Genomic DNA, 24,629 nt, shown 5'->3' with positions numbered 1-24,629 from the left:
CTACGCCGTGACGACCCGGATCCCGGCCTCCTCGAACCGCTGGACGGTCTCCGGGTCGGCCGCGCCGTCCGTGACCAGCGTGTCCACCGTCTCCGCGGCACAGATCCGGGCGAACGCCCGCCGGCCCAGCTTGGTGGAGTCGGCGGCCACCACCACGCGCTCGGCGCGCTCGCACAGCAGCCGGTTGATCGCCGCCTCCGCCTCGTCGTGGGCCGCGGCGCCGTGCGCGACGTCGAAGGCCACGACCCCCAGCACCGCCACGTCGAGCGTGACCTGGCCGAGCACCCCGTCCGCCAGCGGCCCGATCAGCTCGTACGACTGCGCCCGGGCCACCCCGCCGGTCACCACGATCTTGAACTGCGGCCGCACCGCCAACTCGTTGGCGATGTTCAGCGCGTTCGTCACCACCGTCAGCGCGGGCGTCCCGGAGGCCAGATCGGCGCGCACCGCCAGGGCGCGCGCCACCTCGGTGGTGGTCGTGCCCCCGGTCAGACCCACCGCCTCGCCCGGCGCCACCAGCTCGGCGACGGCCTGCGCGATGCGCTGCTTCTCCGAGGCCCGGCGGGCGGTCTTGTAGCGCAGCGGCAGCTCGTACGACACTCCGTGCACGACCGCGCCCCCGCGGGTGCGCACGAGCATCTGCTGCTCCGCCAGCCGGTCGAAGTCGCGGCGGATCGTCGCGGCCGACACCTCCAGTTCGGTCGCCGCCTCCTCGACGTCCAGGCGGCCACGCTCGACGAGCAGCTCCAGCAGCGCCTTCCAGCGGGCGTCGCGCGACATCCGCGCCTCCGTTCCTCGACCTCCCGCCGACCCTAGCGCACGGCCATCCTTCGCCAGATTGCTTGATAGTGCTCGAAAGTTCGCTGTATCTTGCAGAAACAACCAAGCGAGCCAGGTCTGTTCGGAGACCGATCGGGAGTGTGCGCCATGACCTATGTCGAGGACGAGCTCAACAGCCAGCCCGAGTGCTGGACACGCGCCGCCGCCGAGGCGGCCGGGCACGCGCCGGCGCTGCCTGCGGCGGGGGAGCGGGTGGCGATCGTCGGCTGCGGCACCTCGTACTTCATGGCGCAGTCGGCGGCGGCGCTGCGCGAGGAGGCGGGACTGGGCGAGACGGACGCCTTCGCCGCCTCCGAGTTCCCGCGGGGCCGCGCCTACGACCGCGTCGTGGCACTCACCCGCTCCGGCACCACCACCGAAGTGCTCGACCTGCTCACCGTGCTGAAGGGCCGTACCCGCACCGTCGCGCTCACCGCGGACCCGGACACGCCCGTCATGGCCGCGGCCGACGACGTCGTCGTCCTCGACTACGCGGACGAGCGGTCGGTCGTGCAGACCCGGTTCGCGACCACCGCCCTGACCCTGCTCCGCGCCCACTTCGGCCTGCACCCCGAGGCCGCCGTCGCCGACGCCCGCACCGCACTCGCCGCCGGCCTGCCCGAAGGGCTCGTCGACCGCACCCAGTTCACCTTCCTCGGGCGTGGCTGGACCGTGGGACTGGCCAACGAGGCCGGGCTCAAGATGCGCGAGGCGTCCCTGTCCTGGACCGAGGCGTACCCGGCGATGGAGTACCGCCACGGCCCCATCAGCATCAGCACCTCGGGCACGGCCACCTGGATGTTCGGCGAGGCCCCCGACGGACTGGCCGAGCAGGTCCGGGACACCGGCGCGCTGTGGGTGGCCGGAGGCCTCGACCCGCTCGCCGAACTGGTCCGCGCCCAGCGGCTCGCCGTCGCCGTCGCCGCCGCCCGCGGACTCGACCCGGACCGGCCCCGCCACCTCACCCGCTCGGTGATCCTCGCCCCCTGACGCCCGTACGACAACCGGAACGTCCGGGAGAAGGAGACACCGTGCCCCTCGCCACGACCGGCGACCTGATCACCCGCGCCGCCGCCGCGCGCTCCGCCGTCGCCGCGTTCAACGTCATCACCCTCGAGCACGTCGAGGCCGTCGTCGCCGGCGCCGAGTCGGTGCGCGCACCCGTCGTGCTCCAGGTCAGTGAGAACGCGGTGAAGTTCCGCTACGGCCGCCTGCTGCCGCTGGCCCGGGCCGCCGTCGCCGCCGCCGAGGGCGCCGCCGTGCCCGTCGCCCTCCACCTCGACCATGTCGAGAGCGACGGCCTGCTGCGCCAGGCCCCGGACGCCGGATTCAGCTCCGTGATGTACGACGCCTCCCGGCTGCCGTACACGGAGAACCTCGCCGCGACCCGGGCCGCGGCCGACTGGGCGCACGCCCAGGGGCTGTGGATAGAGGCCGAGTTGGGAGAGGTGGGCGGCAAGAACGGCGGGGCGCCGCTCGACGCCCACGCGCCCGGAGCCCGCACCGACCCCGCCGAGGCCCGTGCCTTCGTCGCCGACTCCGCGGTGGACGCCCTCGCCGTCGCCGTCGGCAGCAGCCACGCCATGACCACCCGTACCGCCGCCCTCGACCACGACCTGCTCAAGGAGCTGTCGGGGACGCTGGACGTGCCGCTCGTCCTGCACGGCTCCTCCGGAGTCCCGGACGCCGAACTCGCCGCGGCGGTCGCGGGCGGCATCGCCAAGGTCAATGTCGGCACCGCGCTCAACATCGCCATGACGGGCGCGATCAGGGATTACCTCGCCGCCCACCCGGACGCCGTCGACTCGCGCCGCTACCTCACGGTGGGCAGGGAGGCCATGGTACGGACCGTGGCGGCGCTGATCCGGGTGGTCGCGGGCCCTACCGCTTGACGGCCTTCAGCACCACGAACTTGCGGTCGCTCGCCACCAGTCGGCTGTTGCCGAACAGCCGGCGCAGCTTGACGTGGTAGCCGAGGTGCCGGTTGCCGACCACCCACAGCTCGCCGCCGGGGCGCAGCACGCGCTTCGCCCCGGTGAACATCCGCCATGCCGTGGCGTCGGTCGTCGCCTGGTGGGAGTGGAACGGCGGATTGTTGAGCACCAGGTCCACGCTGCCGTCCGGCACCCCGGCCAGCCCGTCGCCGACCCGGAACTCCGCGTGCCCCGGCGACCCGTTGGCCTTGTAGGTGGCCTCCGCCGAGGCCACGGCCTGGAAGGACTCGTCGGTGAACAGCACCTCGGCGTCCGGATCGGCGAACGCCACCGCCGTACCGACCACGCCGTTGCCGCAGCCCAGGTCCACCACCTGCCGGGCGCCGCCGGCCTCCGGCAGGTGTTGCAGGAAGAAGCGGGTGCCGATGTCGAGCCGGTCGGCGCAGAAGACGCCGGCGTGGTTGACCACCGTCCGGCCCGCGAGCACGCCGACGTCGTCGGGAAGCCGGTAGCTGAGCGGCCACGGACTGGCGGGCCGTTCCAGCGCGGGATCGGGTGTGCAGAAAACGAGCCGCGCCTTCTTCTCGGCGAGCGAGGTGCGGGTCGGGCCGAGGATCCGCTCGAACAGCGCGAGCGTCGAGGTGTGGATCTCCTTCACCATGCCGGTGCCGACGACGACCGTGTCCCCGTGCACGGCGGGCGCCAGGCGCAGCAGCTGGTCCTCCAGCAGAGCCAGGCTCTTCGGCACCCGCACCAGCAGCACGTCGATCCGCCCGGGCGGCGGGTCCTGCGTGGTGAGCAGCCGTACCGAGCCGGGCGCCACGCCGTTGCGTGCCAGGTTGCCGCGGGTCGCCTCCCGGGCCAGGTGGGAGTCGGTGATCTGCACCGGCCGGTGCGCGGCCAGCGCCGTCACCAGTGCCCCCCACCGGTCGCCGGCCACGACGACCGTGCCCGACAGCGGGATGTCCTGGTCCGCGAGGTGCCGCAGCAGGTACTCGTCGGCGGCGTCCCAGGCACGCAGCCGGTCGCGCGGGTCCTCGGGGAAGCGGGCCAGCGCGTGCTCGCCCCACGGAGTCGTCATACGGTCGCTGCGGTCGTTCATCGTGCGTCCAGGCTAGCGGAGCCGCAGCTCAGGCCGGATCGGCGGGACGGTCGGGCAGGATGGAGGCATGGACGCCGAGCTGTTCCCGAGGGACCGCACCGAGGTCGCCCCGGGCGCGGTGCACCTGCCGGACTGGCTGGACGCCGGCCGGCAGCGCGAGCTGCTGCGCGCCTGCCGGGAGTGGGCCCGCCCGCCCGCCGGGCTGCGCGCCGTCCGCACCCCCGGCGGCGGCACGATGACCGCCCGGCAGGTGTGCCTGGGGTGGCACTGGTACCCGTACGCCTACGCCCGCACCGTCGTCGACGGCGACGGCGCCCCGGTGAAGCCCTTCCCGGCCTGGCTGGGCGATCTCGGGCGCCGGGCGGTGACCGACGCGCTGGGCGCGGAGGCGGCCGCGGCGGCGTACGACATCGCGCTGGTCAACTTCTACGACGCCGACGCCCGCATGGGCCTGCACCGCGACGCCGACGAGCGGGCGGACGCGCCCGTGGTCTCCCTGAGCCTCGGTGACACCTGCGTCTTCCGCTTCGGCAACACCGAGACCCGGGCCCGGCCCTGGACCGACGTCGAGCTGCGCAGCGGTGACCTGTTCGTCTTCGGCGGCCCCTCCCGGCTCGCGTACCACGGGGTGCCGCGGGTGCACGCGGGCACCGCACCGCCCGAGTTGGGGCTCACCGGGCGGCTGAACATCACGCTCAGGGTCAGCGGCCTCTAGGACCCCGGCACCGGCGGATCATGGGAGACTCCCCTCCATGAGCGGCAAGGCGGACCCCCGGGCGGCGGGGGAAGGGACCACCTCGAGGACGCGGCTGGACCGGGGGCGCGGCGCGCTCGGACCCGCGTTGGAGCTCGTGCACACCGGACGCGCCCCCACCCGGGCCGTCCTCACCGCCGAACTCGGCGTGACCCGGGCCACGGCCGGCGCGGTCGCCGCCGAACTGGAGGCACTCGGCCTGATCCGGGTCGACGCCCGGCCCGGCGCGGCGGCCGGCTCGCAGGGCCGCCCCTCGCACCGGCTCGCGGTCGCCGAGGACGGCCCCGTCGCCCTCGCCGCCCAGGTCCACGCGGACGGATTCCGCGCGGCCCTGGTCGGCCTCGGTGGCCGGATCGTCGCCACCGCGCCCGGCTGCGAGGCCGTCGACGCCGACCCGGCCAAGGTGCTCGGCTCCGTCGTCGAGGCGGGCGCCGGCCTGCTGCGGCAGACCGGGCGGCGCTGCGTCGGCGCGGGACTCGCCGTACCCTCCGCCGTCGCGGAGCCGGAGGGCCTGGCCCTGAACCCGCTGCACCTGGCCTGGCCGGCCGGTGCCCCGGTGCGCCGGATCTTCGCCGAGCAGGTGCGCGCCGCGGGCATCGGGGGACCCGCGTTCGCCGCGAACGACGTCAACCTCGCCGCCCTCGCCGAGCACCGGCACGGCGCCGGACGCGGCGCCCGCGACCTGCTGTGCGTCGCCACCGGCCACCGGGGTGTGGGCGGCGCGCTGGTCCTCGACGGGCGTCTGCACAGCGGCAGTTCCGGACTGGCCCTGGAGGTCGGCCACGTCACCGTCAATCCCGAGGGCCGCCCCTGCCACTGCGGCAGCCGCGGCTGTCTGGACGTGGAGACCGATCCGCTGGCCTTCCTGACCGCGGCCGGACGCGATCCGGGGCCCGAGGTGTCCCTGCTCCAGCAGTCCAACGACCTGATCCGCGGCCGGTACGACGACCCGGCCGTCCGCACCGCCACCGAGGCCCTCATCGACCGCCTGGGCCAGGGCCTGGCCGGCCTGGTGAACATCCTCAACCCGGACCGGATCATCCTCGGCGGACTCCACCGCACCCTCCTGGACGCCGATCCGGAACGGCTGCGGGCGGTCGTCGCCGACCGCAGCCTGTGGGGGCAGAGCGGCAGCGTGCCGATCCTGCCGTGCACCCTGGACCACAACAGCCTGGTCGGCGCGGCCGAGTTGGCCTGGCAGCCGGTGCTGGACGACCCCCTGGGGGCCCTGTCCTAGGGGCGGGTCAGGGTGCCGGCCGGTCGCCGCCGTCCGGCGCGTGGCCGAGATCGACGACGCAGAACCTGTTGCCGTCCGGGTCGGCGAGGACCACGAAGTCGGGGTCGGACGGGTAGAGGTCCCAGTCGACGGCCCGGGCACCGAGCCCGATCAGCCGCCGCACCTCCGCCTGCTGCTCCTCGGCCGTGTCCGTGAACAGGTCCAGATGCAGCCGGGGACGCGGCTCGACCGGGGACTCGCTGCGCATCACGGCGAGAGCGGGGCCGGAGCCGTCGGCGTGCAGGAGGGACCGCCAGGTCTCGCTCGCCCTCTCCGCACTGGGGACCAGATCGAGCGCGGCCGTCCAGAACGCCACCGCGCGGGGCACGTCGGTGACACCGACGACGGGGAATCCGAGTCTCAGCATGGGCCAGAGCCTAGGCGTGCCGCAGCCGGGCGCCGCCCAGGGCACGTAGTGGGCGATTCCGGCCCCCGCGACAACCCGCGCCTCTGCTCCCGACACCCCGGCGGGAGCAGACGCGGCCCGCCGCCCTGCTCCCCGCGCGGTACGCGCACTGCCGCCGGCCGTACGACGACCCGGACCTCTGCCGGGGCGAGGCTCGGAGGTGACACAGGACATCGCCACCGAGGAGCTGGACGACATGCAGACCCTGGCACACTTCGCCGACGGCGGGCCCGGCCCGTGGATCCTTCTCTTCCCGGTGATCTGGGCGCTGGTCATCGGCGGCGGCGTCGCCCTGCTGCGCCGCACCGGGTGGCGCGGCCGCCGCGGCCCCTGGCGCCCGCCCACCGCCGGGGACGGCTCGCCGATCGCCGTGCTCGGCCACCGCTTCGCCTCCGGTGAGATCGACGAGGACGAGTACTGGCGCCGGCTGTCCGTGCTCGACGAGCAGTTCGGCCGGCCGGGCGGGGGCGGCGCGGCATGACCCGCGAGCGTCCCCCGGCGACCGGCCCGCACCACCGGCCGCGCGTGCACGGGTGAAGGGTCACCGCCCGGTCAGCCGGCAACGGCCGACCGGGCGGGAGCGGGTTGCGGTCCGCCCAGTTCGACCGCGCGCTCGGCGTCGGCGAACACGGCGACGGGCACCTCGTCGACCAGGCGGCGCGGCGGACGCGTGGCGACGGGAGCCACGGTGGCGGCCGTGGGAAGCGCGAACCAGACGACCTTGCCGGACTCGCCGTCCGGCCGGGCACCCCAGCTCTCGCTCATCGCGGCCACCATCGCGAGCCCGCGCCCGCAGGTCGCGAGGGGCTCGGCGTCGTCCACCACGGGCAGACGCGGATCGTGGTCACGCACCGAGACCGTGAGCCGGTCAAGGAGCAGTTCTATCTCCACGGTGCACGTCTTGTCGGGGACGGCATGCAGATGGACGTTGGTCAGCAGTTCCGTCACGCCGAGCGCCGCCCGGTCGATCAGGGAATCCATATGCCAGTAGCGCAATTGCGCAGATACGATTCTGCGGACCTGGCCGATCCGCGACGGCAGGGCTTGGAGCTCCACCGTGCAGTGTCTGCTTGGGTGACTGATCACGGCTGCGACTCCCCGACATAGAGGTCCGGAAGAACACGGAGTTCGGATCCAGCAGGGCGCACGCGGCACATCGCCGCCTGCTGTCATGGCCGGCGGGCTGGTTCGCAGCGTTATCGCCGGTAAACCCAGAGTGACGTGTGACCAGAGTGACGCAAGGGGTGGGGCACCGCAAGTTACGGACATTCTCAGCCGTTGTGTCCCGCCGCCCTGCGCACGGCCTCGATGAAACGGCGTGCGGCGGGCGGTCCCGGCTCACCGGGAGCGGGGTCGCGCTCCCCGAGGGTCAGCAGGTACCGCTTGCCGTTGAGGTCGGCGAGTGCCCGGTCCTCCGGGGCGAACCAGGGCCGGGAGGCGCGCACCGCCTGCACCGGCGCGCTGTCTATCTCGCTGCCGTAGCTGGTGAGCAACTCCAGCCTGCCGCCGCTGATCCGGACCTGGCCGGCCCGGGTGAGCGAACGCAGCCGCTTGCCGATCCGCACCCCCGTGGCCGTGAACTCCGGCTCCACCATGCCGCCGCCCCCTCGTGCGCGTCGGTCTGCCGGACCGTGCCACCGCGAGGGGGCCGGGACCGGCTCGTCTCGTGCTCCAGTGTGCGCCCGTGACGGGACCCCGGTCCCGCCGGGTGAAGTCTGCCCGCACCCGGCGTCGAGCACCAGTACGCACCGCCCCTTTCCGAGGGTCGCCCGGAGCACTCGCGCGAATGCGCCCCCACCCGGACACACGCTCTGCCCCAGCGCGCCTTTGAGCCCCCCAAAGGTGTGTTTATGCAGGTGAGAAGCGTGTGGAAGGTGCTTATGATCGGTGTGCCGGCCGCGCGAGGCGCCGTCGGAGCGCAGCGTAAGGAGCCCCGTCGTGAGCACCCCCCAGCCGTCCCGCACCGGCGCCACCGTCGACGTCGACCGCAGCGACGCCGACTACCGAGCCTGGCTGAAAGAAGCCGTGCGCAAGGTCCAGGCCGACGCCAACCGGTCGGCCGACACCCACCTCCTGCTGTTCCCGCTGCCGGAGCGGTGGGGCATCGACCTCTACCTGAAGGACGAGTCGACCCACCCCACCGGCAGCCTCAAACACCGGCTCGCCCGCTCGCTCTTCCTCTACGGCCTGTGCAACGGCTGGATCCGGCCGGGCCGGCCCGTGATCGAGGCGTCCAGTGGCTCGACGGCCGTCTCCGAGGCGTACTTCGCCTCGCTGATCGGCGTGCCCTTCATCGCCGTGATGCCGCGCACGACCAGCCCCGAGAAGATCCGCCTGATCGAGTTCCAGGGCGGGCGGTGCCACTTCGTGGACGACTCGCGCAGGATGTACGAGGAGTCCGCCCGCCTCGCGGCCGAGACCGGCGGCCACTACATGGACCAGTTCACCTACGCGGAGCGGGCCACCGACTGGCGCGGCAACAACAACATCGCCGAGTCGATCTTCCGTCAGCTGCGGCTCGAGCGGTTCCCCGAACCGGCGTGGATCGTCGCCACGGCCGGCACCGGCGGCACCTCGGCGACCCTCGCGCGCTACGTGCACTACATGCAGCACGACACCCGCATCTGCGTCGCCGACCCGGAGAACTCCTGCTTCTTCGACGGCTGGACCACCGGCGACCCCGACGTCACCTGCGACTGCGGCTCCCGCATCGAGGGCATCGGCCGGCCCCGGATGGAACCGAGCTTCGTGCCCGGCGCGATCGACCGCATGATGAAGGTCCCCGACGCCGCGAGCGTCGCCGCCGTACGGGCCCTCGAGCGGGTCATCGGCCGCAAGGCCGGCGGGTCGACGGGCACCGGACTGTGGAGCGCGCTGAAGATCGTCGCCGAGATGGTGGCCGAGGGACGCCGGGGCAGCGTGGTCACGCTGCTGTGCGACCCGGGCGACCGGTACCTCGACAAGTACTACTCCGACGCGTGGCTCGCCGAACAGGGCCTGGACATCCGGCCGTACGCCGCGGCCATCGACTCGCTCCTGGCCACCGGAGCCTGGCCCGGGTGACCGCGCGCGGGCCTACCGCACGGCCAGCCGCCGGTCCAGCGCGGCGACCGCGTCCCGGAAGGCCCGCCCCAGCGCCGGACCGCCCAGGCGCACGGCCCAGCGGAAGGGCGCCGTGCCGTCGGCGGCGAACGTCCACCGCACGCGCGTCCCGGTGCCGGCCGGGGCCAGTCGCCACTCCTCGGCAAGGGCCCGGGCTCCCGGCGCGTTGGTGACGTCCACGCGGTACGCGTACACCTCGGGGCGCCGCGCCGCGAGCACCGCCTCCAGGAAGCGCCCACCGCCCACGAGCCGGATCTCGCGCCCCGCTCCCTCGCCTATGGGCCGTGCGGACGTCACCGCGGAGAACCACGCGGTCCAGCCCGGCACGTCCTCGGCGAGCGAGCGGAAGACCTCCTCGGGGGCGGCGGCGGTCTCCGCCGCGAACACCAGACGCACGGGGGCCGACTCGACGAAGTCGAGCCCCACCGGACGAAGACGGCGAGCCATGGATGACGACCCCCTGGTGACGAGCCGCGGGACGCGGGCGACGGGTGAGGTGGCGTCACCCTAGCGGCCGGCGCGGCCGCTGTCAGCGGCGCCTCGGCCGGCCGCCGGAGACGCTCAGTCGCCGCTGTCCGGCTCGCCCGCCACGACCAGCCGCAGATGCTCCGCGATCCCCGCCCGTGCGTCCGCCGGCAGACCGCCGTCGGTCACCAGCGTGTCGACCTGCTCCAGCGTCGCGAACGAACTCAGGCCCACCACACCCCACTTGGTGTGGTCGGCGACCACCACGACCCGCCGCGCCGACTGCACCAGCCGCCGGTTCGTCTCGGCCTCCGCGAGATTCGGCGTCGACAGACCGGCCTCGGCCGATATCCCGTGCACACCGAGGAACAGCACGTCGAAGTGGAGGGCCGCGATCGCCTGGTCGGCGACGGGCCCCACCAGCGAGTCGGAGGGGGTGCGCACACCACCGGTCAGCACCACCGTGGCCGCGCCCTGCCGCGTGCCCGAGGTGCGCTGCGCGACGTGGAACACGTCGGCCACCCGCACCGAGTTGGTCACCACGGTCAGATCCGGCACGTCCACCAGCCGGTGCGCCAGCGCGTACGTCGTCGTGCCCCCGGACAGCGCGATCGCGGCGCCCGGCGCGACCAGCTCGGCCGCGGCCCGCGCGATGTCCTCCTTGGCGGTCGGCTCCAGACCCGACTTCGCCTCGAACCCCGGCTCGTGCGTGCTCGCCTCGACCACCGGCACCGCACCGCCGTGCACCTTCTCCAGCACACCCTGCCGGGCCAGCGCGTCGAGATCGCGGCGGATCGTCATGTCCGACACGCCGAGCTTGCGGGTCAGTTCGTTGACCCGGACGCCACCACGGCGGCGCACCTCGTCGAGGATCAGGGCGCGCCGCTGCTCCGCGAGGAGGTTCGGATTCTCGCTCACGTACGCTTCGGTCCTTTCGCCGCAAAACCCTCCGACACGCCCCGCCCACCCGCTCCCGTGAGATTCTTCCCGCTCCGGTGCGCGGACGCCCCATCCTCGCACGCCCAACGGCGGGCCGCGCCACCGGCCGCAGGAGCGCACGCGCCCCTCGCGTCCCGCCGGTCACCCGGTTCGGGGAGATTCCGTGCCGGGGGGTGTGCGACGCCCGGGAAGTGGAGATCCTTGTGCCCGCACGGACACGGCCGACGGCGCGTCACGGGGGGTGCGGACAGTGGAACAGGCACAGGAACGGGCGGGATCCGGCGGTGGGAGCGGCCCCGCCGACCCCGGCCCGCCGTCCCGGGAGACCGGCACCGCCCTGGAACTCCTGGTGCACGGGGTGGGCGGTACGACACCCGCACAGATGCTGGACGACCCGCGCACCGTGCGGATCACCGGCGACCACATCGCGGCCGTCTTCCGGCGCACCGAGGACGCCGACGCGGAGTCCCGGCCCGAGGACTACCGGGGCCGGCCGGTGCCCGAGGCCTACGTCTGGTGCAACCTCACCTCCGGCAACGGCACCCGCGCCCTGTGGCTGCTGCTCCTGCCGTTCATGGTGGTCAACCTCGCCCACTGGATGCGGCCCGGCGCGCACGGCCGGATCCGGACGGTCCGGCTCTACGGGCTGCTGGTGCGGCTCGCGGCCCTGACCCTGACCGTGCTGCTGGTCGCCGCGGCCTGCGAGGTCGCGATCGACCTCGTCGCCTGGCAGTGCGCGGGCACGCGCGCCTGCGCGGAGCGGCACTCCTGGCTGGGCTTCCTGTCGCCGGTGACGTCCGACGGCGGCTGGTGGAGCCCGCCCGGCCGCAGACTCGCCCTCGCGGCCGCCGTGCCCGCCGCGCTCACCGGCCTCCTGTGGTACCTGTCCCTGCGCACCTGGCGGGCGTACGAGTCCCAGCAGCCGATGGACCGCACCGCCGAGGCCGAGGGCGACTTGGGCGGGACCGCCCTGAACCGGCCGGGATTCTGGTACGGACGGCGCCTGGTGGCGCGGCTGCGCTCCGCGCACACCGCCGCGGGGCTGCTGACGGTCGCCGCCGCGGTCGGGGTGCCGGCGGCCCGCTTCGACCGGGCGCCCGGTGGCCCGGCGCCGCTCGACACGCTGGGACGGCTGCTCGAGGCGGCACTCGTCGCCGGCGCGATCGCCGCGGTGGGCGTCACCTGCCGCCGGGGCCGCAGCGAGAACCGCCTCGACCGCACACTCGACCAGCACGTCGTACGACGCCTGCCGTTCGCCGCCCTCGTCCTGCTCGTGCTCGCCCTGGTGTACGCGGGCTGGGCCCGCCCGGGGTGGACGTCGTCGGGCCGGCTGCCCGGGGACATGACCTTCGGCGGCATCGCCCTGGTGCAGGGACTGCTGGTCGTCGTCCTCGGCGTGGTCGCCCACGCGCTGTACCGCGCCCGCCCCGAACCGCGGGCCGCGATCCGCGGCCTCGGCGGGCCCGCCGTCGCCATGCTGGCCTGCGCGCTGGGCGGCGTAATGTCGGGCGGGGTGGCGCAGCGGGTGTCGGACTGGCTGGACGGCACCGGCACCTCCATCGACGGGCCACCCGTCCTGCTGACCTGGCAGGCGTCCGTCATCCCACCGCTGCTCCTCGTCGTGCTGCTGCTCTGCGCCGTCCTCGCCGGGCACACCTGGCGTCTCGCCCGGGCGGAGCGGGCCGCCGTGGAGGGCGATCACCCCGGAGAGGCCGGAGACCCGGCCCGCACCCGCCGCATCGCCGCCGCCCGAGCCATGGCCGGCCTCACCGACCGGGGCCCCCTGATCGTCGCCGTCACCTCCGTCACCACCCTGCTGCTGGGCGCGGCGGCACTCGTGGGCGCCCTGGCGACCGACCAGGTGCCGGCCGACGCCACCCGCGGCACCTACGCCGTCGTGCACGGGGCCGCGGAGACCGCGCAGGCGCTGGGCTCCTGGCTCATCGGCCTCGGCTTCCTGCTCTTCGTCACCTGGGGCAGACGCGCCTACAAGGACGCCTCCGCCCGGCGCACCATAGGCATCCTGTGGGACGTCGGCACCTTCTGGCCGCGCGCCGCCCACCCCTTCGCGCCGCCCTGCTACGCCGAGCGCGCGGTTCCCGACCTGACCTGGCGGATGGCGACCTGGACCCGCGTCACCGGCGGGCGGCTGGTCATCTCCGGGCACTCGCAGGGCAGCGTCCTGGCGGCCGCCGCGGCCTGGCAACTGGCGCCCTCCGCCCGCAGAAGGGTCGCCCTGCTGACCTACGGCTCCCCGCTGGAGCGCCTCTACGGCCGCTGGTTCCCCGCCCACTTCGGCGCCGACGCGCTCGGCTCCCTGCACCGCGACGTCGACTGCTGGCGCAACCTCCACCGGCGCACCGACCCCATCGGCGGCCCGGTGCGACTGCCCGGCGACTGCGGCCCGGCCGTGGACCGCGAACCCCTCAAGGATCCGCTGACGTACGGCCGCACCGATCTGCACCCGCTGCCCGCGCCGATCCTGGGCCACTCCGACTACCAGGCGGACCCGGCCTTCGCCGAGGAACGGCGGCGGCTGCTGGCCCGGCTGCGCCCGGAGGTGCCGGCGCCGCGCCACACCGGCCAGGCACCACCCGTCGTACCGGGCGCGGACGGCGGCCCCGGCGGCTGCTAGGGCCTGTCGTTTGGATCATGCCGGTGTCGCGGGGTGTGGCACGCACATCTGCCGCGTTGTCGTCGGTTGCCAGGGCTCCGCCCTGGCGCCCTCCTCCGCCTTGCAGCTGCACGCACCACACCCCGCTCGGGTCGGCCGGGACGCGCCGTCCGTCACAGCCGGCCTGATCCAAACGACAGACCCTAGGGCCGCCGCCCGGGGGCCTACCGAGGCAGCTCCGGGAGGTCCTCCGGGTAGAGCAGGCTCAGGTCGTCGGTGCTCGGGTCCGCGAGCTGGGCGACGCGGCTCGCGTGCCGCTCCACCATCGCCTCGAAGGTCTGGCGCGCGGTGCGGCCGTTGCCGAAGGCCGGACCCTTGGGGATGGCCGCGAAGTACCGCGTCAGCGCCTCGGGCACGCCCTGCGCCAGCCGGTACTCGTGCTCCTCGGCCTGCTGCTCCACGATCCGCAGGAGTTCCTCGGGCCCGTAGTCGCCGAAGGTGATGGTCCGCGAGAAACGGGACGCCACACCCGGGTTGACCGACAGGAACCGCTCCATCTCCGCCGTGTAGCCCGCGACGATCACCACGACCGAGTCCCGCTGGTCCTCCATCAGCTTCACCAGCGTGTCGATGGCCTCCTTGCCGAAGTCCCGGCCCGCGTCCTCGGGGGACAGCGCGTACGCCTCGTCGATGAACAGCACACCGCCGCGCGCCCGCTGGAACGCCTCCTGGGTGCGGATCGCCGTGGAGCCGATGTGCTCGCCGACCAGGTCGACGCGGGACACCTCGACGAGATGGCCCTTCTCCAGGACGCCCAGGGACGCGAGGATCTCGCCGTACAGCCGGGCGACCGTCGTCTTGCCGGTGCCGGGGGACCCGGTGAAGACCAGGTGCCGTTTGACCGACGCGGCCTTCAGGCCCGCCTGCTGCCGGCGCCGGCCCACCTCGATCATGTCCGTCAGGGCCCGCACCTCCCGCTTGACGCTCTCCAGGCCGACCAGCGCGTCCAGTTCACCGAGCACGGCCTTCGACGTCCGCGCGGGCTCCTCCGGACCGGGGGCCGCGATCAGCGGCTCCGGCTCGGTGCTGCGCTGCCCGGGGATCGAGCCCAGCAGGCCGGCGGGGGAGTGGCCCGCCGTCTGCACGGCCGTCTCCCGGGCCGGGGGCGGCGCCAGGCCGCCGCCGCTCTCGTCACTGGAGCAGTCCTCCACGAGCGGCCCCGAGTCGGACGACCCGTCCGGGCCGCCGTCGGCGAACTCGAAACCGCCGCGCGCGCACCGCTCCGTACGGCACTTCCTCAGCGTCGTGCGGCAGCCGTCGATCACGTGGAAGCCGTAGCCGGCGCTGCCCGTCACCCGGCAGCCGAGGAAGCTGCCGCGGCCGCCCGCCGACACGTACACCCCGGCCTCGGAGGGGGAGTCGACCGTGCAGCGCTCGATGGTGGGGTCGGCGCCCTTGGTGACGATCACGCCGGTGCGGTTGCCGCTCAGGGTGCAGTTGTTCAGGGTGCCGCCGCTGCCGTGGTCGCGGAACCACGCGCCGGTCGCGGCGTCCCGGATGCGGCAGTCGTCGAGCTGCGCGACGGCGCCGTCGCTCACCGACACCGCCGTGTTCCGCACCTGGGACAGGTCGCTGTCGACGACGTCCGCGCGCGAGCCGCGGTCCAGCACGAACAGCGCGTCCGGCACGTCGTGCACCCGGCAGGAGTCGAGCACCGCGGTGGCGCCGTCGCTGACCCAGACCGCCGGGTAGTCGCCCGTGCTGTCGAAGATCTCGCACTGGTTGGCGTCCACACGCGTGCCCGGGTCCCACACGGACAGCCCGTTGCGCCCGAACTGCCGCACGCTGGTGCGGGTCAGGGTGAGCACGGAACGGGAGCGCAGGTCGACCGCGTTCTCCGGGATGTCGTGGATGCGGCAGTCCGCGAGCGTGAGCACGGCGTCGGTGTCGAGCGTGACGCCGTCGGCGGTGGTGCGGTGCACGTCGCAGTCGGTCAGGTGGGCGGTGGCCCGGCCGGAGACCTGGACACCGCTGCCCCGCACCTCGTAGATCTCGCACCCCACCGCCTCCAGCCCGGAGTGCTCGCCGGTCGCCGTCAGTCCGGAACCGGCGGCGTGGTGGATCCGGCAGCGCTCCAGCCGCGGGTGGGCGCCGGAGCGCACCGCGACGCCCGCCTGGCCGGCCGAGACGACCTCGCACTCCTCGAACACCCCGCCCCCGCCGTCCAGGACGGCGATGCCGACGCCCGCCGGATTGTCGACGGTGCAGCGCCGCACCGTGGGCCGGGCGCTGCCGCGCACCTCGATGCCGGACGCGGACCGCGTCACCACGCGGACGTCCAGCAGCTCCGGGGTGCCCTCCTCGACGAGCACCGCGGGAGCCGCGGCGTCCTGGCCCTCGATGTGCAGGTCCTGGACGACGGCCGAGGCGCGCACCGTCAGCGGCACCCCGTCGGCGGGCGCGATCCGGACCGAGCCCTGGGACCCCTCGGGGCCGCGCAGGGTGACCGCCCGCTGGACGACGAGGTTCTCCCGGTAGGTCCCGGGGGCGACGGTGAGGACGTCACCGTCGGCCGCGGCCTCCAGGGCTGCGGCGAGCGATGCGTACTCACCCGTGCGGCGCCGCCACCGCGAGGTGCCGGTGTGCGTCACCTGGACCGTGCCCTGTGCCATGGCGTTGCTGTGCCCCCACCTCGTCGTACTGATGGCTCGTTCACCGTCGGGGACGCACCGGCCGGGGCGGGTCCGCGGCCGTGCCCGGACTCGCGGGCCCGCACGCGCTCCCGACACCGGCGCGCACCTGTGGCTTCCTCACGCGCGAGTCGTCGCCGATTGGTTCGGCCGGTCCACCGTAGCGTGCGCGCAGACGGTGGGTTGACCAGAGGCGGAACCCGGTCAGCTGCCGGTGCCGGTCCGGCCCCAGTCCGGGCCCGCCCGGTCCCACTCCCGCTCCCAGCGGTCGTAGCGGCGCCGGACCATGCGCCACACGACGATGCGCCGGCCCGCCTCGACCAGGAGCGCGGCGGTCAGGGCGGCGCCGACACCGGCGAGCGTGGCGTGCGTCGTGGCGGTGGCGGAGTCCAGGGGGCGGGCCACCAGCCGTCCCTGCCCGTCGGTCCATATCCGGAAATGGTCGCCGGGGTGCGGGTCCCGCAGGCCCGCCAGCACGGAACCGCGGTGCTCGGAGCCGTCCGGCGCCGCCCACCGGGCGAGGACGCGGCTGCGCAGGTTCCCGGCCGAGACGCCGTCCGGATCGACGTCCAGCGAGGAGCGCTTCAGCTCCCGGACGACGGAGGCCGTCACCCGGTGCCGGGACGCGTGCTGGTCCCGGACCGACCGCTGCAGGGACTCCTGCGCCGCACCGCCCACGAGGGCGCCGATCAGGGGCGCGACGAAGAGGATCAGCAGCAGGCCCGTCAGGGCCACCCAGGCCTCGACCAGGTCGGTGGTGCGGCGCAGCGGATTGTGCCGCCAGTGCCAGATCCCCCTGATCGCCCGCACCGCCCGGCCCCCTTCCCGCTCCCTGCCGCCCCCGGTCGATCCGTCCGCCCACGAGCCGGCCGGGGAGACCCCGGCGGCATCCCGCGCCGGCGTCCCCGGCCGTCTCTCCTCGCATGTCCATGAAGGCCAACGCGCGGGCAGGGGACCGGGTTCCCGGTCGGCGGGGTACGAGCGTGTCGCTCTCGTCACCCGATGATCCGCACCGGATCGCCGACCCGGACCGTGCCGGGACCGAGGGGCACGAGGTTCTGCCCGAAGACCAGCCTGCGACCGATCCGGCGGTGCCGCCCGAGGCTGTACAGGGGCTCCCGGCCGCGGACGGCGGTGTCCTGGTCGGTGGTCGTGACCACGCAGCGCCCGCACGGTTTGGCGACGCGGAAGCCGACCTCGCCGACCGCGATGCGCGACCAGCCGTCCTCGGCCCACGCCTCGGTGCCGGTGACGACCAGGTTCGGCCGGAAGCGGCTCATGGGGAGCGGGCCCTCCGCCGCGTGCTCCCCGCGCGCGATCAGGGAGTTGAGGGCGTCGAGGGAGGCCGTCGTGGTGAGCAGCAGCGGGAATCCGTCGGCGAAGGAGACGGTCTCGCCCGGCAGCGCGTACTCGGGGTCGACGGGCCGGCGCGTGGCGGGATCGTCCAGGTGCACCAGCCGCACGCCGGTTCCGAGAAGGGCGCTGCACCAGGCGTGCGCGGCGTCGTCCCGCGCCGGCACCGCCTCGACCTTGTCGCCGAAGAGCTGCACCGGGACGGTGCTCACCGCCTGCGGGACCGGGACGGTCAGCGGGCTGCGGCCGGGCGCGGACAGCCGGACGCCGCCGCCGGGCAGGAGCTCGGCGGCGGCCAGGGCGAGGCGCGGCTGCTCGCGTTGTGTGACGACCTTTCCCCCGTCGTCGACCAGCATCCAGCGGCGGTCCCCGGCCAGCCCCCAGGGCTCCACGAGGGCCTCCCGGGGCGCGAGGCCCCGGAAAGCCTTGACCGGATGGACGTGGATCGACCGCAGTCGCGCGTTCCCCATGGGGTCATGGTGCCAGGCGGCACCGGTCGCCGGGGGATACGGCTCAGTAGCCGCGGTACTGCTGGCTGTTGTACGGGTCCTGGTAGGGCGCCGGGGCGGGCCGCGGTGCCGCGGGGCGCATGGCCTCGTACCCCGCGGGGCCGGGCGCGACCGGGCGGGGCGGCTGCGGCTGCTGGGGACCGGGGTATCCGCGCGGGGCGCTCGCCTGCTGCGGGATGTACGCGGCGGGCGCCTGCTGCAGCGGTGCGGGCTGCTGCATCTGCTGCATCTGCTGCGGATAGCCGTAGGAGGGCTGGGAAGGTGCCGCCGGAAGGGCGGGCAGGGCCGACGGCAGCGCCGGCAGGTGGCTGCCCGGCGCGTCGTACGCGGCCGGAACCCGGATCGGGGCGATCTGCGGGGTGCCCCGCTCGGCGACGAGCGAGTCGTAGATCGGGGTGTCCGGGAAGGAGGCGGAGTAGTAGCCGCCGCCATAAGTGGAGCGGGGGGAGGTCATGGCACATAAGTTAAGCCCACGATGTGCTGGTTGGGGAGACCGATAAGAGGGTTGTTTTCCGTGCCCGCGGTGCCCTGGGATCCCCAATCCGAGCGAAATCGGCAAAATGGGGCAGCGTGGGGCGCGATCTTGGGGTAAAGGCCAAGTTCCGGGCGGGTTACCGGCGGTTGGCCCACGGTCCTCGCGCCCTCCTCGTGGGCGGCCGACGGGCGGGGGGAATAGGTTGGGCGCGGGAAACCAGACGAACGGGCCGGGGCGCGGCCCGGCGCGCTGACACGTGATGGGGGCGGACATGTCCATGTCTAAAGGCTCGAACACCCCGGTGCCGGCCACGGCACTGCGGGTCGAACTGGGCTGGCGATCCGGCCCCGGCGTGCCCGACGCGGACGCCTCGGCGCTGCTCCTGGTGGCGGGAAAGGTCCGCTCCGACGCGGACTTCGTCTTCTACAACCAGCCGGCGCACTCCTCCGGGGCCGTCCGGCACGAGGGCAAGCGGGACGCCGGCGGCAGGGTCACCGACAGCCTGCTGGTCGACCTCGCCCGCGTGGAGCCCGCGATCGAGACGGTGATCGTCGCCGCCTCCTCGGACGGCGGATCCTTCGGCCGGGTCCCGGACCTGTACATCGAGGTGCGCGATGCGGCGAACACCGTCGTCGCCCGCTTCGACAACCCCGGCGCCACGGTCGAAACGGCCTTCGTGCTGGGCGAGTTCTACCGCCGTCAGGGCGCCTGGAAGTTCCGCGCCGTCGGCCAGGGCTACGACAGCGGCCTGGAGGGTCTGGCCACCGACTACGGCATCACGGTCGACGAGCCCCAGCAGGCCCCCGCGGCCTCCACACCCCCGCCCCCCGTCCCGGCCACCGTGCCGCCCCCGGTCCCGCCCGTGACGCGGCCCGCGGGCACGCCGCCGCCCCCGGCCGCGGCGCCCTCCCCGGAGCCGGTCCGCCTGACCAAGGTCACCCTCACCAAGGCGGCGCCCTCCGTCTCCCTGACCAAGCAGGGCGGCACCTCGGGCGCCATGCGCGTGAACCTCAACTGGCAGGTGCGCAAGCAGTTCTCCGGCTGGGCCCGCAAGCTGGGCCGCCCGGTCGCCATGCACGACGACCTCGACCTCGACCTGTGCTGCCTGTACGAACTCGGCGACGGCAGCAAGGGCGTGGTCCAGGCCCTCGGCAACGCCTTCGGGTCCCTGCACCAGCCGCCGTTCATCCACCTCGACGGCGACGACCGCACCGGCGCCGTGACGACCGGCGAGAACCTGACCGTCAACCTCGACCACCGGAAGCACTTCCGGCGCATCCTCGTCTTCGTCACCATCTACGAGGGAGCGCGCTCCTTCGCCGACCTGCACGCCACCGTCACCCTCCAGCCGCAGTACGGCGCCCCGATCGACTTCTCGCTCGACGAGTGCACGGTCCCCTCGACGGTGTGCGCCCTCGCCCTGATCACCAACACCGGCGACGACCTCGTCGTCCAGCGCGAGGCCCGCTACCTGGTGCCCGAGCGCGGCGTGAGCCCCCAGCGGACGGTCGACTACGCCTACGGGTGGGGCATGAACTGGACCCCTGGCCGCAAGTGAACCGGCCCGGCGGGGGTCCTCAGCCCTCGTCGGGCAGGGCGCCCGGACGGGCGTAGGTGCGGCCCTTCCAGGCCGCACCGCGCCCCCGGTAGTGCTGCACCGCGGAGTCCACCGTCATCAGGAGGTACAGGAACGCGGTGAACGGCAGCAGCGGAGCGAGCCACGACGGCTGCCGGTAGTAGCGCAGCATCGGTAGGTACGTCCCCGCCATCACCAGCCACGCGGCCGCTCCGCACACCGCCGCCGTGCCGCCGCCGGCCACCGCGCCCGCGACCGCTGCCGCCGGCGGCACCAGATACACCAGCACCAGGCCCGCGACCGTGCCGGCGAGCAGCAGCGGACTGTGCCGCAACTGCGCGTAGGCGCTGCGCGAGACCATCCGCCACAGGTCGCGCAGCCGCGGGTAGGGACGCACACTCTCCACGCCGTCGGCCAGCCCCAGCCACACCCGGCCGCCACTGCCCTTGACCGCCCGGGCGAGGGCCACGTCGTCGATGACCGCGTGCCGGATGGCGTCCGGGATCCGTACCCGCTCGGCGGCGTCGGCGCGCAGCAGCACACAGCCGCCCGCGGCGGCCGCCGTCCGAGTCGCCCTCTTCCCGCTCCGGCCCCCGCCGATCCGCCGGAACGGGTAGAGCTGTGCGAAGAAGTAGACGAAGGCCGGCACCACGAGGCGCTCCCAGGCGCTCTCGACCCGCAGCCGGGCCATCTGCGAGACGACGTCGAAACCGCCGGTGCGGGCAGCGGCCACCAGCTGCCGCAGGCTGTCCGGCGCGTGGGCGATGTCGGCGTCCGTCAGCAGCAGGAACTCGGGGTCACGCGCGCGTGCCAGGGCGATGCCGTGCCGCACCGCCCACAGCTTGCCCGTCCAGCCCGCCGGCGGCTCGCCGGGCGCGGCCACGGTGAGCGCCAGGCCGTCCTGGTGCCGGGCCAGCTCGCGCGCCAGGTCGCCGGTGCCGTCCGTGCTTCCGTCGTCGATCAGGAAGACCTCCGCCCGCCCCGGATAGTCCTGGGCGAGCAGCGACGGCAGGCTCGCCGGCAGGACCGCCGCCTCGTCGCGGGCCGGCACGACGACGCACACGGGCGGCCACGCCTCCGGTTCCGCGCGGCGGGGCAGCCTGACGTCCGTGCGCCAGAAGAATCCCTGGGCGAGCAGCAGCCACAGCCAGGCGGCGAGGGACACGGCGGATACGGCGGTCACGACGGAAGTCCACGCATCGGCGCTCACGTGCGCAGTCTGCCCCACGAGGCGGCGCGCGAAGGCCCATCGTCTATCGTGGCCTGGTGAAGATCGCGCTCATGGACTCCGGAATCGGTCTGCTGGCGGCCACCGCTGCGGTACGGCGCCTGCGGCCGGACGCCGATCTCATCCTCTCCCTGGACCCCGACGGCATGCCCTGGGGCCCGCGGACGCCACAAGACCTCACGGGTAGGGCCCTGGCCGTCGCCGAGGCCGCCGCAGCGCACCGGCCCGAGGCCCTGATCGTCGGCTGCAACACCGCCACCGTGCACGCGCTGCCCACGCTCCGTGCCCGTTTCGAACCCGGCCTGCCGGTCGTCGGCACCGTCCCGGCGATCAAGCCCGCCGCGGCCGGCGGCGGCCCCGTCGCGATCTGGGCGACGCCCGCCACCACCGGCAGCCCCTACCAGCGCGGACTCATCGAGGACTTCGCCGCCGGCACGCCCGTCACCGAGGTGCCGTGCCACGGTCTCGCCGAGGCCGTCGAGCACGCGGACGAGACGGCGATCACCGCCGCCGTGACCGCCGCCGCCGCGCTCACGCCCGAGGACGTGACGACCGTCGTCCTGGGCTGCACCCACTACGAGCTCGTGGCCGAACGCATCCGCGACGCCGTGCAGCGCCCCGGTGCCCCGCGCCTCGTCCTGCACGGCTCCGCCGGAGCGGTCGCGGCGCAGGCCCTGCGCAGGATCGGCGCCCGGCCCGACCCCGGTGCCCCGGCCACGGGCACCCTCACCGTGCTGTTGAGCGGACGCGAGGGCGCTCTGCCCGCGGCCGCGACGGCGTACGAGGAAGGCCGGCTGCTGCGCACGGCCGCCCCCGCCGGCTGACGGACGGGCGCACGCCCGCTCGGCCCAGTCACCCTGTGCGACGAGGCGCCCGCGCAGCGAAATCTGAGTAGTCTCATATCCATGAGGCATCGCCCCGGCGAGAGCACCCCCGCACCGGACGTCTGGACCGGACGTGCCACCAATCGCGTCCAGTGGTTCCTGGCGCTCATCGGTGTCGCCTGTGTGGCTCTCGGTATCGCGCTGGCCGTCGACTCGGCCTGGGAGTCCGGCATCGCCCCGCTGGCCATGGCCGTCGTCGGCTGCATCGCGGCGGGACTGCTCGTCCTGTTCGGCACCGTGGCCTTCGTGCACGTCGCGCTGAGAGTCGACGACGAGTGCCTCGAAGTGCGCTGCGGCCACATCGGCGTGCCCCGCCGGCGCATCCCCCTCTCCCATGTCGTCGGCGCCGAGTTCATCCCGCACGTCACCCCGCGTCACTGGGGCGGCTGGGGCTACCGCTGGCGGCCGGAGAAGGGCACCGCCGTCGTCGTGCGGCGCGGCGAGGGTGTGGTGCTGCGGCTGTGGGACGGCCACACCTTCACCATCACCGTCGACGACGCGGAAGCGGCTGTCCAGGTCATCAAGGACCGCCTCCGCCCGAGGGCCCCGGGCCCGGCGGCGCACTGAGGCCGCACCGGCCGGCCGGCGGATCGTGGAGGGCACGGCGGCCGGTGGCGCCGAAACGATGCGGCACCGGCGGCCCACGCTCCACCCGGCCCCTCGCACCGTGCTGCCGGCGGCCAGGACCCGCGCCGTACACTCCGGGGGGTGACCGTCACCGCAACCACCGTCGGCGAGCCGGACCGGCTGAAGCCGCAGGCCACCCCCGCCTCGCGTCTCGCCGCGCGGCTCACGCGCCTGTTCCCGGCCGCCGCAGCCGCGCTCTCCGGAGTGCTGCTCTACGTCAGCTTCCCGCCGCGCACCCTGTGGTGGCTCGCCCTGCCCGCCTTCGCCGTCTTCGGCGCCGTGCTGCGCGGCCGGAGCTGGAAGGCGGGCCTCGGCCTCGGCTACCTGTTCGGCCTCGGCTTCCTGCTGCCCCTGCTGGTATGGACCGGTGTGGAGGTCGGTCCCGGCCCCTGGATCGCCCTGGTCGTGATCGAAGCGGTCTTCGTCGCGCTGGTCGGGGCGGGCGTCGCCGCGGTGTCGGCACTGCCGGCCTGGCCGGTGTGGGCGGCGGCCGTGTGGATCGCCGGAGAAGCCGCACGCGCACGCGTCCCCTTCCACGGCTTCCCCTGGGGCAAGATCGCCTTCGGGCAGGCCGACGGCGTGTTCCTGCCGCTCGCCGCGCTCGGCGGCACCCCGGTGCTCGGCTTCGCCGTCGTCCTGTGCGGCTTCGGCCTCGCCGAGGCGGTTCGCCTGGCCGTCGGGGCACGAAGCGCCGGTGCGCCGCGGCGGGGCGTGGCGGCGGCGGCCCTGCTCTGCGTGGCCGTGCCCGTCGTGGGCGCCGTGGCCGCCCGGCCGCTGGTCACCGACGAGGCGGAGGAGGGCACCGCGACCGTCGCCGTCATCCAGGGCAACGTGCCGCGCGCCGGCCTCGACTTCAACGCCCAGCGCCGGGCCGTGCTCGACTACCACGCGCGCGAGACGGAACGCCTGGCCGCCGAGGTCGCGGCGGGCAGGATCGAGCGCCCCGACTTCGTGCTGTGGCCGGAGAACTCCTCCGACATCGACCCGTTCGCCAACGCCGACGCGCGCTACGTCATCGACCGGGCCGCCAAGGCGATCGGCGCCCCCATCTCCGTCGGCGGCGTCGTCGAACGCGACGGCAGACTGCTCAACGAGCAGATCCTCTGGGACCCGGACAAGGGTCCCGTCGACACCTACGACAAACGGCAGATCCAGCCCTTCGGCGAGTACCTGCCGCTGCGCTCGATGATCGGGGCGATCAACGACGAGTGGACCTCCATGGTCGCCCGTGACTTCAGCCGCGGCACCGAGCCCGGCGTCTTCACCATGGCAGGCACCCCGGTCGGCCTCGTCACCTGCTACGAGGCCGCCTTCGACTGGGCCGTGCGCTCCGAGGTCACCGACGGCGCCCAGATGATCTCCGTGCCCAGCAACAACGCGACCTTCGACCGCAGCGAGATGACCTACCAGCAGCTCGCCATGTCCCGCATCCGCGCCGTCGAGCACAGCCGGACCGTCACCGTGCCGGTGACCAGCGGTGTCAGCGCGATCATCATGCCGGACGGCCGGATCACCCAGAGGACCGGCATGTTCGTGGCGGACTCCCTGGTCCAGGAGGTGCCGCTGCGCTCCTCCGAGACCCCCGCCACCCGGCTGGGCGTGTGGCCGGAGATCGCCCTCGTGCTCGTCGCGGCCCTCGGCCTCGGCCGGGCCGTCGGCGCCGGTGTGCGCGGGCGACGCGCCCGTGATGTGTGACCGTCCGCCCACCGCACGCCCCGCGAAGCGGGCGGGAGCGGCCCGCCCGGCCCGCTAGGGTCTGTCGTTTGGATCAGGCCGGCTGGGACGGACGGCGCGTCCCGGCCGGCCCGAGCGGGGTGTGGTGCGTGCAGCTGCAAGGCGGAGGAGGGCGCCAGGGCGGAGCCCTGGCAACCGACGA

General features: G+C 74.5%; 23 protein-coding genes. 11 read left to right on the top strand and 12 right to left on the bottom strand.

Annotated elements, in window-relative coordinates; all coding sequences use genetic code 11:
- Entirely contained in the window at positions 1-780 is a 780-nt protein-coding gene (locus ACFWJB_RS22405) for a DeoR/GlpR family DNA-binding transcription regulator (RefSeq protein ID WP_385470582.1), read from the bottom strand.
- Positions 781-927: 147 nt separating this feature from the next.
- Here ACFWJB_RS22405 and ACFWJB_RS22400 point away from each other — a divergent pair, with 147 nt between their 5' ends.
- Together ACFWJB_RS22400 and ACFWJB_RS22395 are read left to right on the top strand one after the other, a co-directional pair.
- Entirely contained in the window at positions 928-1,809 is an 882-nt protein-coding gene (locus ACFWJB_RS22400; RefSeq protein WP_385470584.1) for an SIS domain-containing protein, read from the top strand.
- Between the two features lie 41 nt (positions 1,810-1,850).
- Positions 1,851-2,711: a ketose-bisphosphate aldolase gene (locus ACFWJB_RS22395; RefSeq protein ID WP_386924274.1), complete on the top strand. Its 861-nt coding sequence runs from the start codon at positions 1,851-1,853 to the stop codon at positions 2,709-2,711.
- Here the strand turns inward: ACFWJB_RS22395 and ACFWJB_RS22390 are convergent.
- Positions 2,701-3,834: a methyltransferase gene (locus ACFWJB_RS22390; RefSeq protein WP_386924375.1), complete on the bottom strand. Its 1,134-nt coding sequence runs from the start codon at positions 3,832-3,834 to the stop codon at positions 2,701-2,703. The two genes, ACFWJB_RS22395 and ACFWJB_RS22390, sit on opposite strands and share 11 nt — an antisense overlap.
- An 88-nt stretch (positions 3,835-3,922) precedes the next feature.
- Here ACFWJB_RS22390 and ACFWJB_RS22385 point away from each other — a divergent pair, with 88 nt between their 5' ends.
- Both ACFWJB_RS22385 and ACFWJB_RS22380 read left to right on the top strand, forming a co-directional pair.
- A complete protein-coding gene (locus ACFWJB_RS22385) occupies positions 3,923-4,570 on the top strand; it encodes an alpha-ketoglutarate-dependent dioxygenase AlkB family protein (RefSeq protein ID WP_385470588.1) in 648 nt (215 codons plus the stop codon).
- A 37-nt stretch (positions 4,571-4,607) separates the two neighbouring features.
- Positions 4,608-5,846 carry an ROK family protein gene (locus ACFWJB_RS22380; RefSeq protein WP_386924272.1) on the top strand — a complete coding sequence of 413 codons (1,239 nt, stop codon included), beginning with the start codon at positions 4,608-4,610 and terminating at the stop codon, positions 5,844-5,846.
- Between the two features lie 7 nt (positions 5,847-5,853).
- Here ACFWJB_RS22380 and ACFWJB_RS22375 read toward each other — a convergent pair whose 3' ends face one another.
- Complete coding sequence (locus tag ACFWJB_RS22375) at positions 5,854-6,252, bottom strand: VOC family protein (RefSeq protein ID WP_386924270.1); 399 nt, start codon at positions 6,250-6,252, stop codon at positions 5,854-5,856.
- 235 nt (positions 6,253-6,487) lie between these two features.
- Here ACFWJB_RS22375 and ACFWJB_RS22370 point away from each other — a divergent pair, with 235 nt between their 5' ends.
- On the top strand, positions 6,488-6,772 hold the full coding sequence (locus ACFWJB_RS22370) for an SHOCT domain-containing protein (protein WP_386924373.1): 285 nt from the start codon (positions 6,488-6,490) through the stop codon (positions 6,770-6,772).
- Between the two features lie 71 nt (positions 6,773-6,843).
- Here the strand turns inward: ACFWJB_RS22370 and ACFWJB_RS22365 are convergent, their stop codons facing one another.
- Complete coding sequence (locus ACFWJB_RS22365) at positions 6,844-7,347, bottom strand: ATP-binding protein (protein WP_386924268.1); 504 nt, start codon at positions 7,345-7,347, stop codon at positions 6,844-6,846.
- A 215-nt stretch (positions 7,348-7,562) separates the two neighbouring features.
- Positions 7,563-7,886, bottom strand: a complete 324-nt coding sequence (locus tag ACFWJB_RS22360; RefSeq protein ID WP_385470596.1) for a hypothetical protein — start codon at positions 7,884-7,886, stop codon at positions 7,563-7,565.
- A gap of 343 nt (positions 7,887-8,229) precedes the next feature.
- On the opposite strand from ACFWJB_RS22360, the gene ACFWJB_RS22355 reads away from it, so the two are divergent.
- Positions 8,230-9,354 (top strand): PLP-dependent cysteine synthase family protein, encoded by a 1,125-nt coding sequence (locus ACFWJB_RS22355; RefSeq protein ID WP_386924266.1) that lies wholly within the window; start codon positions 8,230-8,232, stop codon positions 9,352-9,354.
- A 12-nt stretch (positions 9,355-9,366) separates the two neighbouring features.
- Here the strand turns inward: ACFWJB_RS22355 and ACFWJB_RS22350 are convergent, their stop codons facing one another.
- Together ACFWJB_RS22350 and ACFWJB_RS22345 are read right to left on the bottom strand one after the other, a co-directional pair.
- The gene (locus ACFWJB_RS22350; protein ID WP_386924264.1) at positions 9,367-9,840 is read right to left on the bottom strand and encodes an SRPBCC family protein; all 474 of its coding nucleotides are present in this window, start codon (positions 9,838-9,840) and stop codon (positions 9,367-9,369) included.
- A gap of 114 nt (positions 9,841-9,954) precedes the next feature.
- A complete protein-coding gene (locus ACFWJB_RS22345; RefSeq protein ID WP_385470602.1) occupies positions 9,955-10,776 on the bottom strand; it encodes a DeoR/GlpR family DNA-binding transcription regulator in 822 nt (273 codons plus the stop codon).
- A 271-nt stretch (positions 10,777-11,047) separates the two neighbouring features.
- On the opposite strand from ACFWJB_RS22345, the gene ACFWJB_RS22340 reads away from it, so the two are divergent.
- The gene (locus tag ACFWJB_RS22340; RefSeq protein ID WP_386924262.1) at positions 11,048-13,432 is read left to right on the top strand and encodes a hypothetical protein; all 2,385 of its coding nucleotides are present in this window, start codon (positions 11,048-11,050) and stop codon (positions 13,430-13,432) included.
- Between the two features lie 203 nt (positions 13,433-13,635).
- On the opposite strand, the gene ACFWJB_RS22335 is transcribed toward ACFWJB_RS22340, so the two are convergent.
- The 4 genes from ACFWJB_RS22335 to ACFWJB_RS22320 all read right to left on the bottom strand — a co-directional run bounded on the left by ACFWJB_RS22335 (position 13,636) and on the right by ACFWJB_RS22320 (position 18,417).
- Positions 13,636-16,083: a right-handed parallel beta-helix repeat-containing protein gene (locus tag ACFWJB_RS22335; RefSeq protein ID WP_386924260.1), complete on the bottom strand. Its 2,448-nt coding sequence runs from the start codon at positions 16,081-16,083 to the stop codon at positions 13,636-13,638.
- A 222-nt stretch (positions 16,084-16,305) separates the two neighbouring features.
- Entirely contained in the window at positions 16,306-16,911 is a 606-nt protein-coding gene (locus tag ACFWJB_RS22330; protein ID WP_385472112.1) for a hypothetical protein, read from the bottom strand.
- A gap of 185 nt (positions 16,912-17,096) precedes the next feature.
- Positions 17,097-17,924, bottom strand: coding sequence for an MOSC domain-containing protein (locus tag ACFWJB_RS22325; protein WP_386924257.1), 828 nt, complete (start codon positions 17,922-17,924; stop codon positions 17,097-17,099).
- A 43-nt stretch (positions 17,925-17,967) separates the two neighbouring features.
- A complete protein-coding gene (locus ACFWJB_RS22320; RefSeq protein ID WP_385472107.1) occupies positions 17,968-18,417 on the bottom strand; it encodes a DUF6643 family protein in 450 nt (149 codons plus the stop codon).
- Between the two features lie 298 nt (positions 18,418-18,715).
- On the opposite strand from ACFWJB_RS22320, the gene ACFWJB_RS22315 reads away from it, so the two are divergent.
- Positions 18,716-19,996 carry a TerD family protein gene (locus ACFWJB_RS22315; protein WP_386924371.1) on the top strand — a complete coding sequence of 427 codons (1,281 nt, stop codon included), beginning with the start codon at positions 18,716-18,718 and terminating at the stop codon, positions 19,994-19,996.
- A 19-nt stretch (positions 19,997-20,015) separates the two neighbouring features.
- On the opposite strand, the gene ACFWJB_RS22310 is transcribed toward ACFWJB_RS22315, so the two are convergent.
- Positions 20,016-21,242, bottom strand: a complete 1,227-nt coding sequence (locus ACFWJB_RS22310) for a glycosyltransferase (protein WP_386924255.1) — start codon at positions 21,240-21,242, stop codon at positions 20,016-20,018.
- 38 nt (positions 21,243-21,280) lie between these two features.
- On the opposite strand from ACFWJB_RS22310, the gene ACFWJB_RS22305 reads away from it, so the two are divergent.
- From ACFWJB_RS22305 to lnt, 3 genes are all read left to right on the top strand, one after another.
- The gene (locus ACFWJB_RS22305; protein ID WP_385472098.1) at positions 21,281-22,066 is read left to right on the top strand and encodes a glutamate racemase; all 786 of its coding nucleotides are present in this window, start codon (positions 21,281-21,283) and stop codon (positions 22,064-22,066) included.
- An 81-nt stretch (positions 22,067-22,147) separates the two neighbouring features.
- Positions 22,148-22,693, top strand: coding sequence for a hypothetical protein (locus ACFWJB_RS22300; RefSeq protein WP_385472095.1), 546 nt, complete (start codon positions 22,148-22,150; stop codon positions 22,691-22,693).
- Between the two features lie 141 nt (positions 22,694-22,834).
- The gene (gene lnt, locus ACFWJB_RS22295) at positions 22,835-24,448 is read left to right on the top strand and encodes an apolipoprotein N-acyltransferase (RefSeq protein WP_385472092.1); all 1,614 of its coding nucleotides are present in this window, start codon (positions 22,835-22,837) and stop codon (positions 24,446-24,448) included.
- Positions 24,449-24,629: the final 181 nt, after the last annotated feature.

Source organism: Streptomyces sp. NPDC127100 (genome assembly GCF_042724095.1).
Lineage (GTDB): Bacteria > Actinomycetota > Actinomycetes > Streptomycetales > Streptomycetaceae > Streptomyces.
The sequence above is the reverse complement of the archived record's forward strand: the minus strand, read 5'-3'. Positions and strand labels throughout refer to the sequence as shown.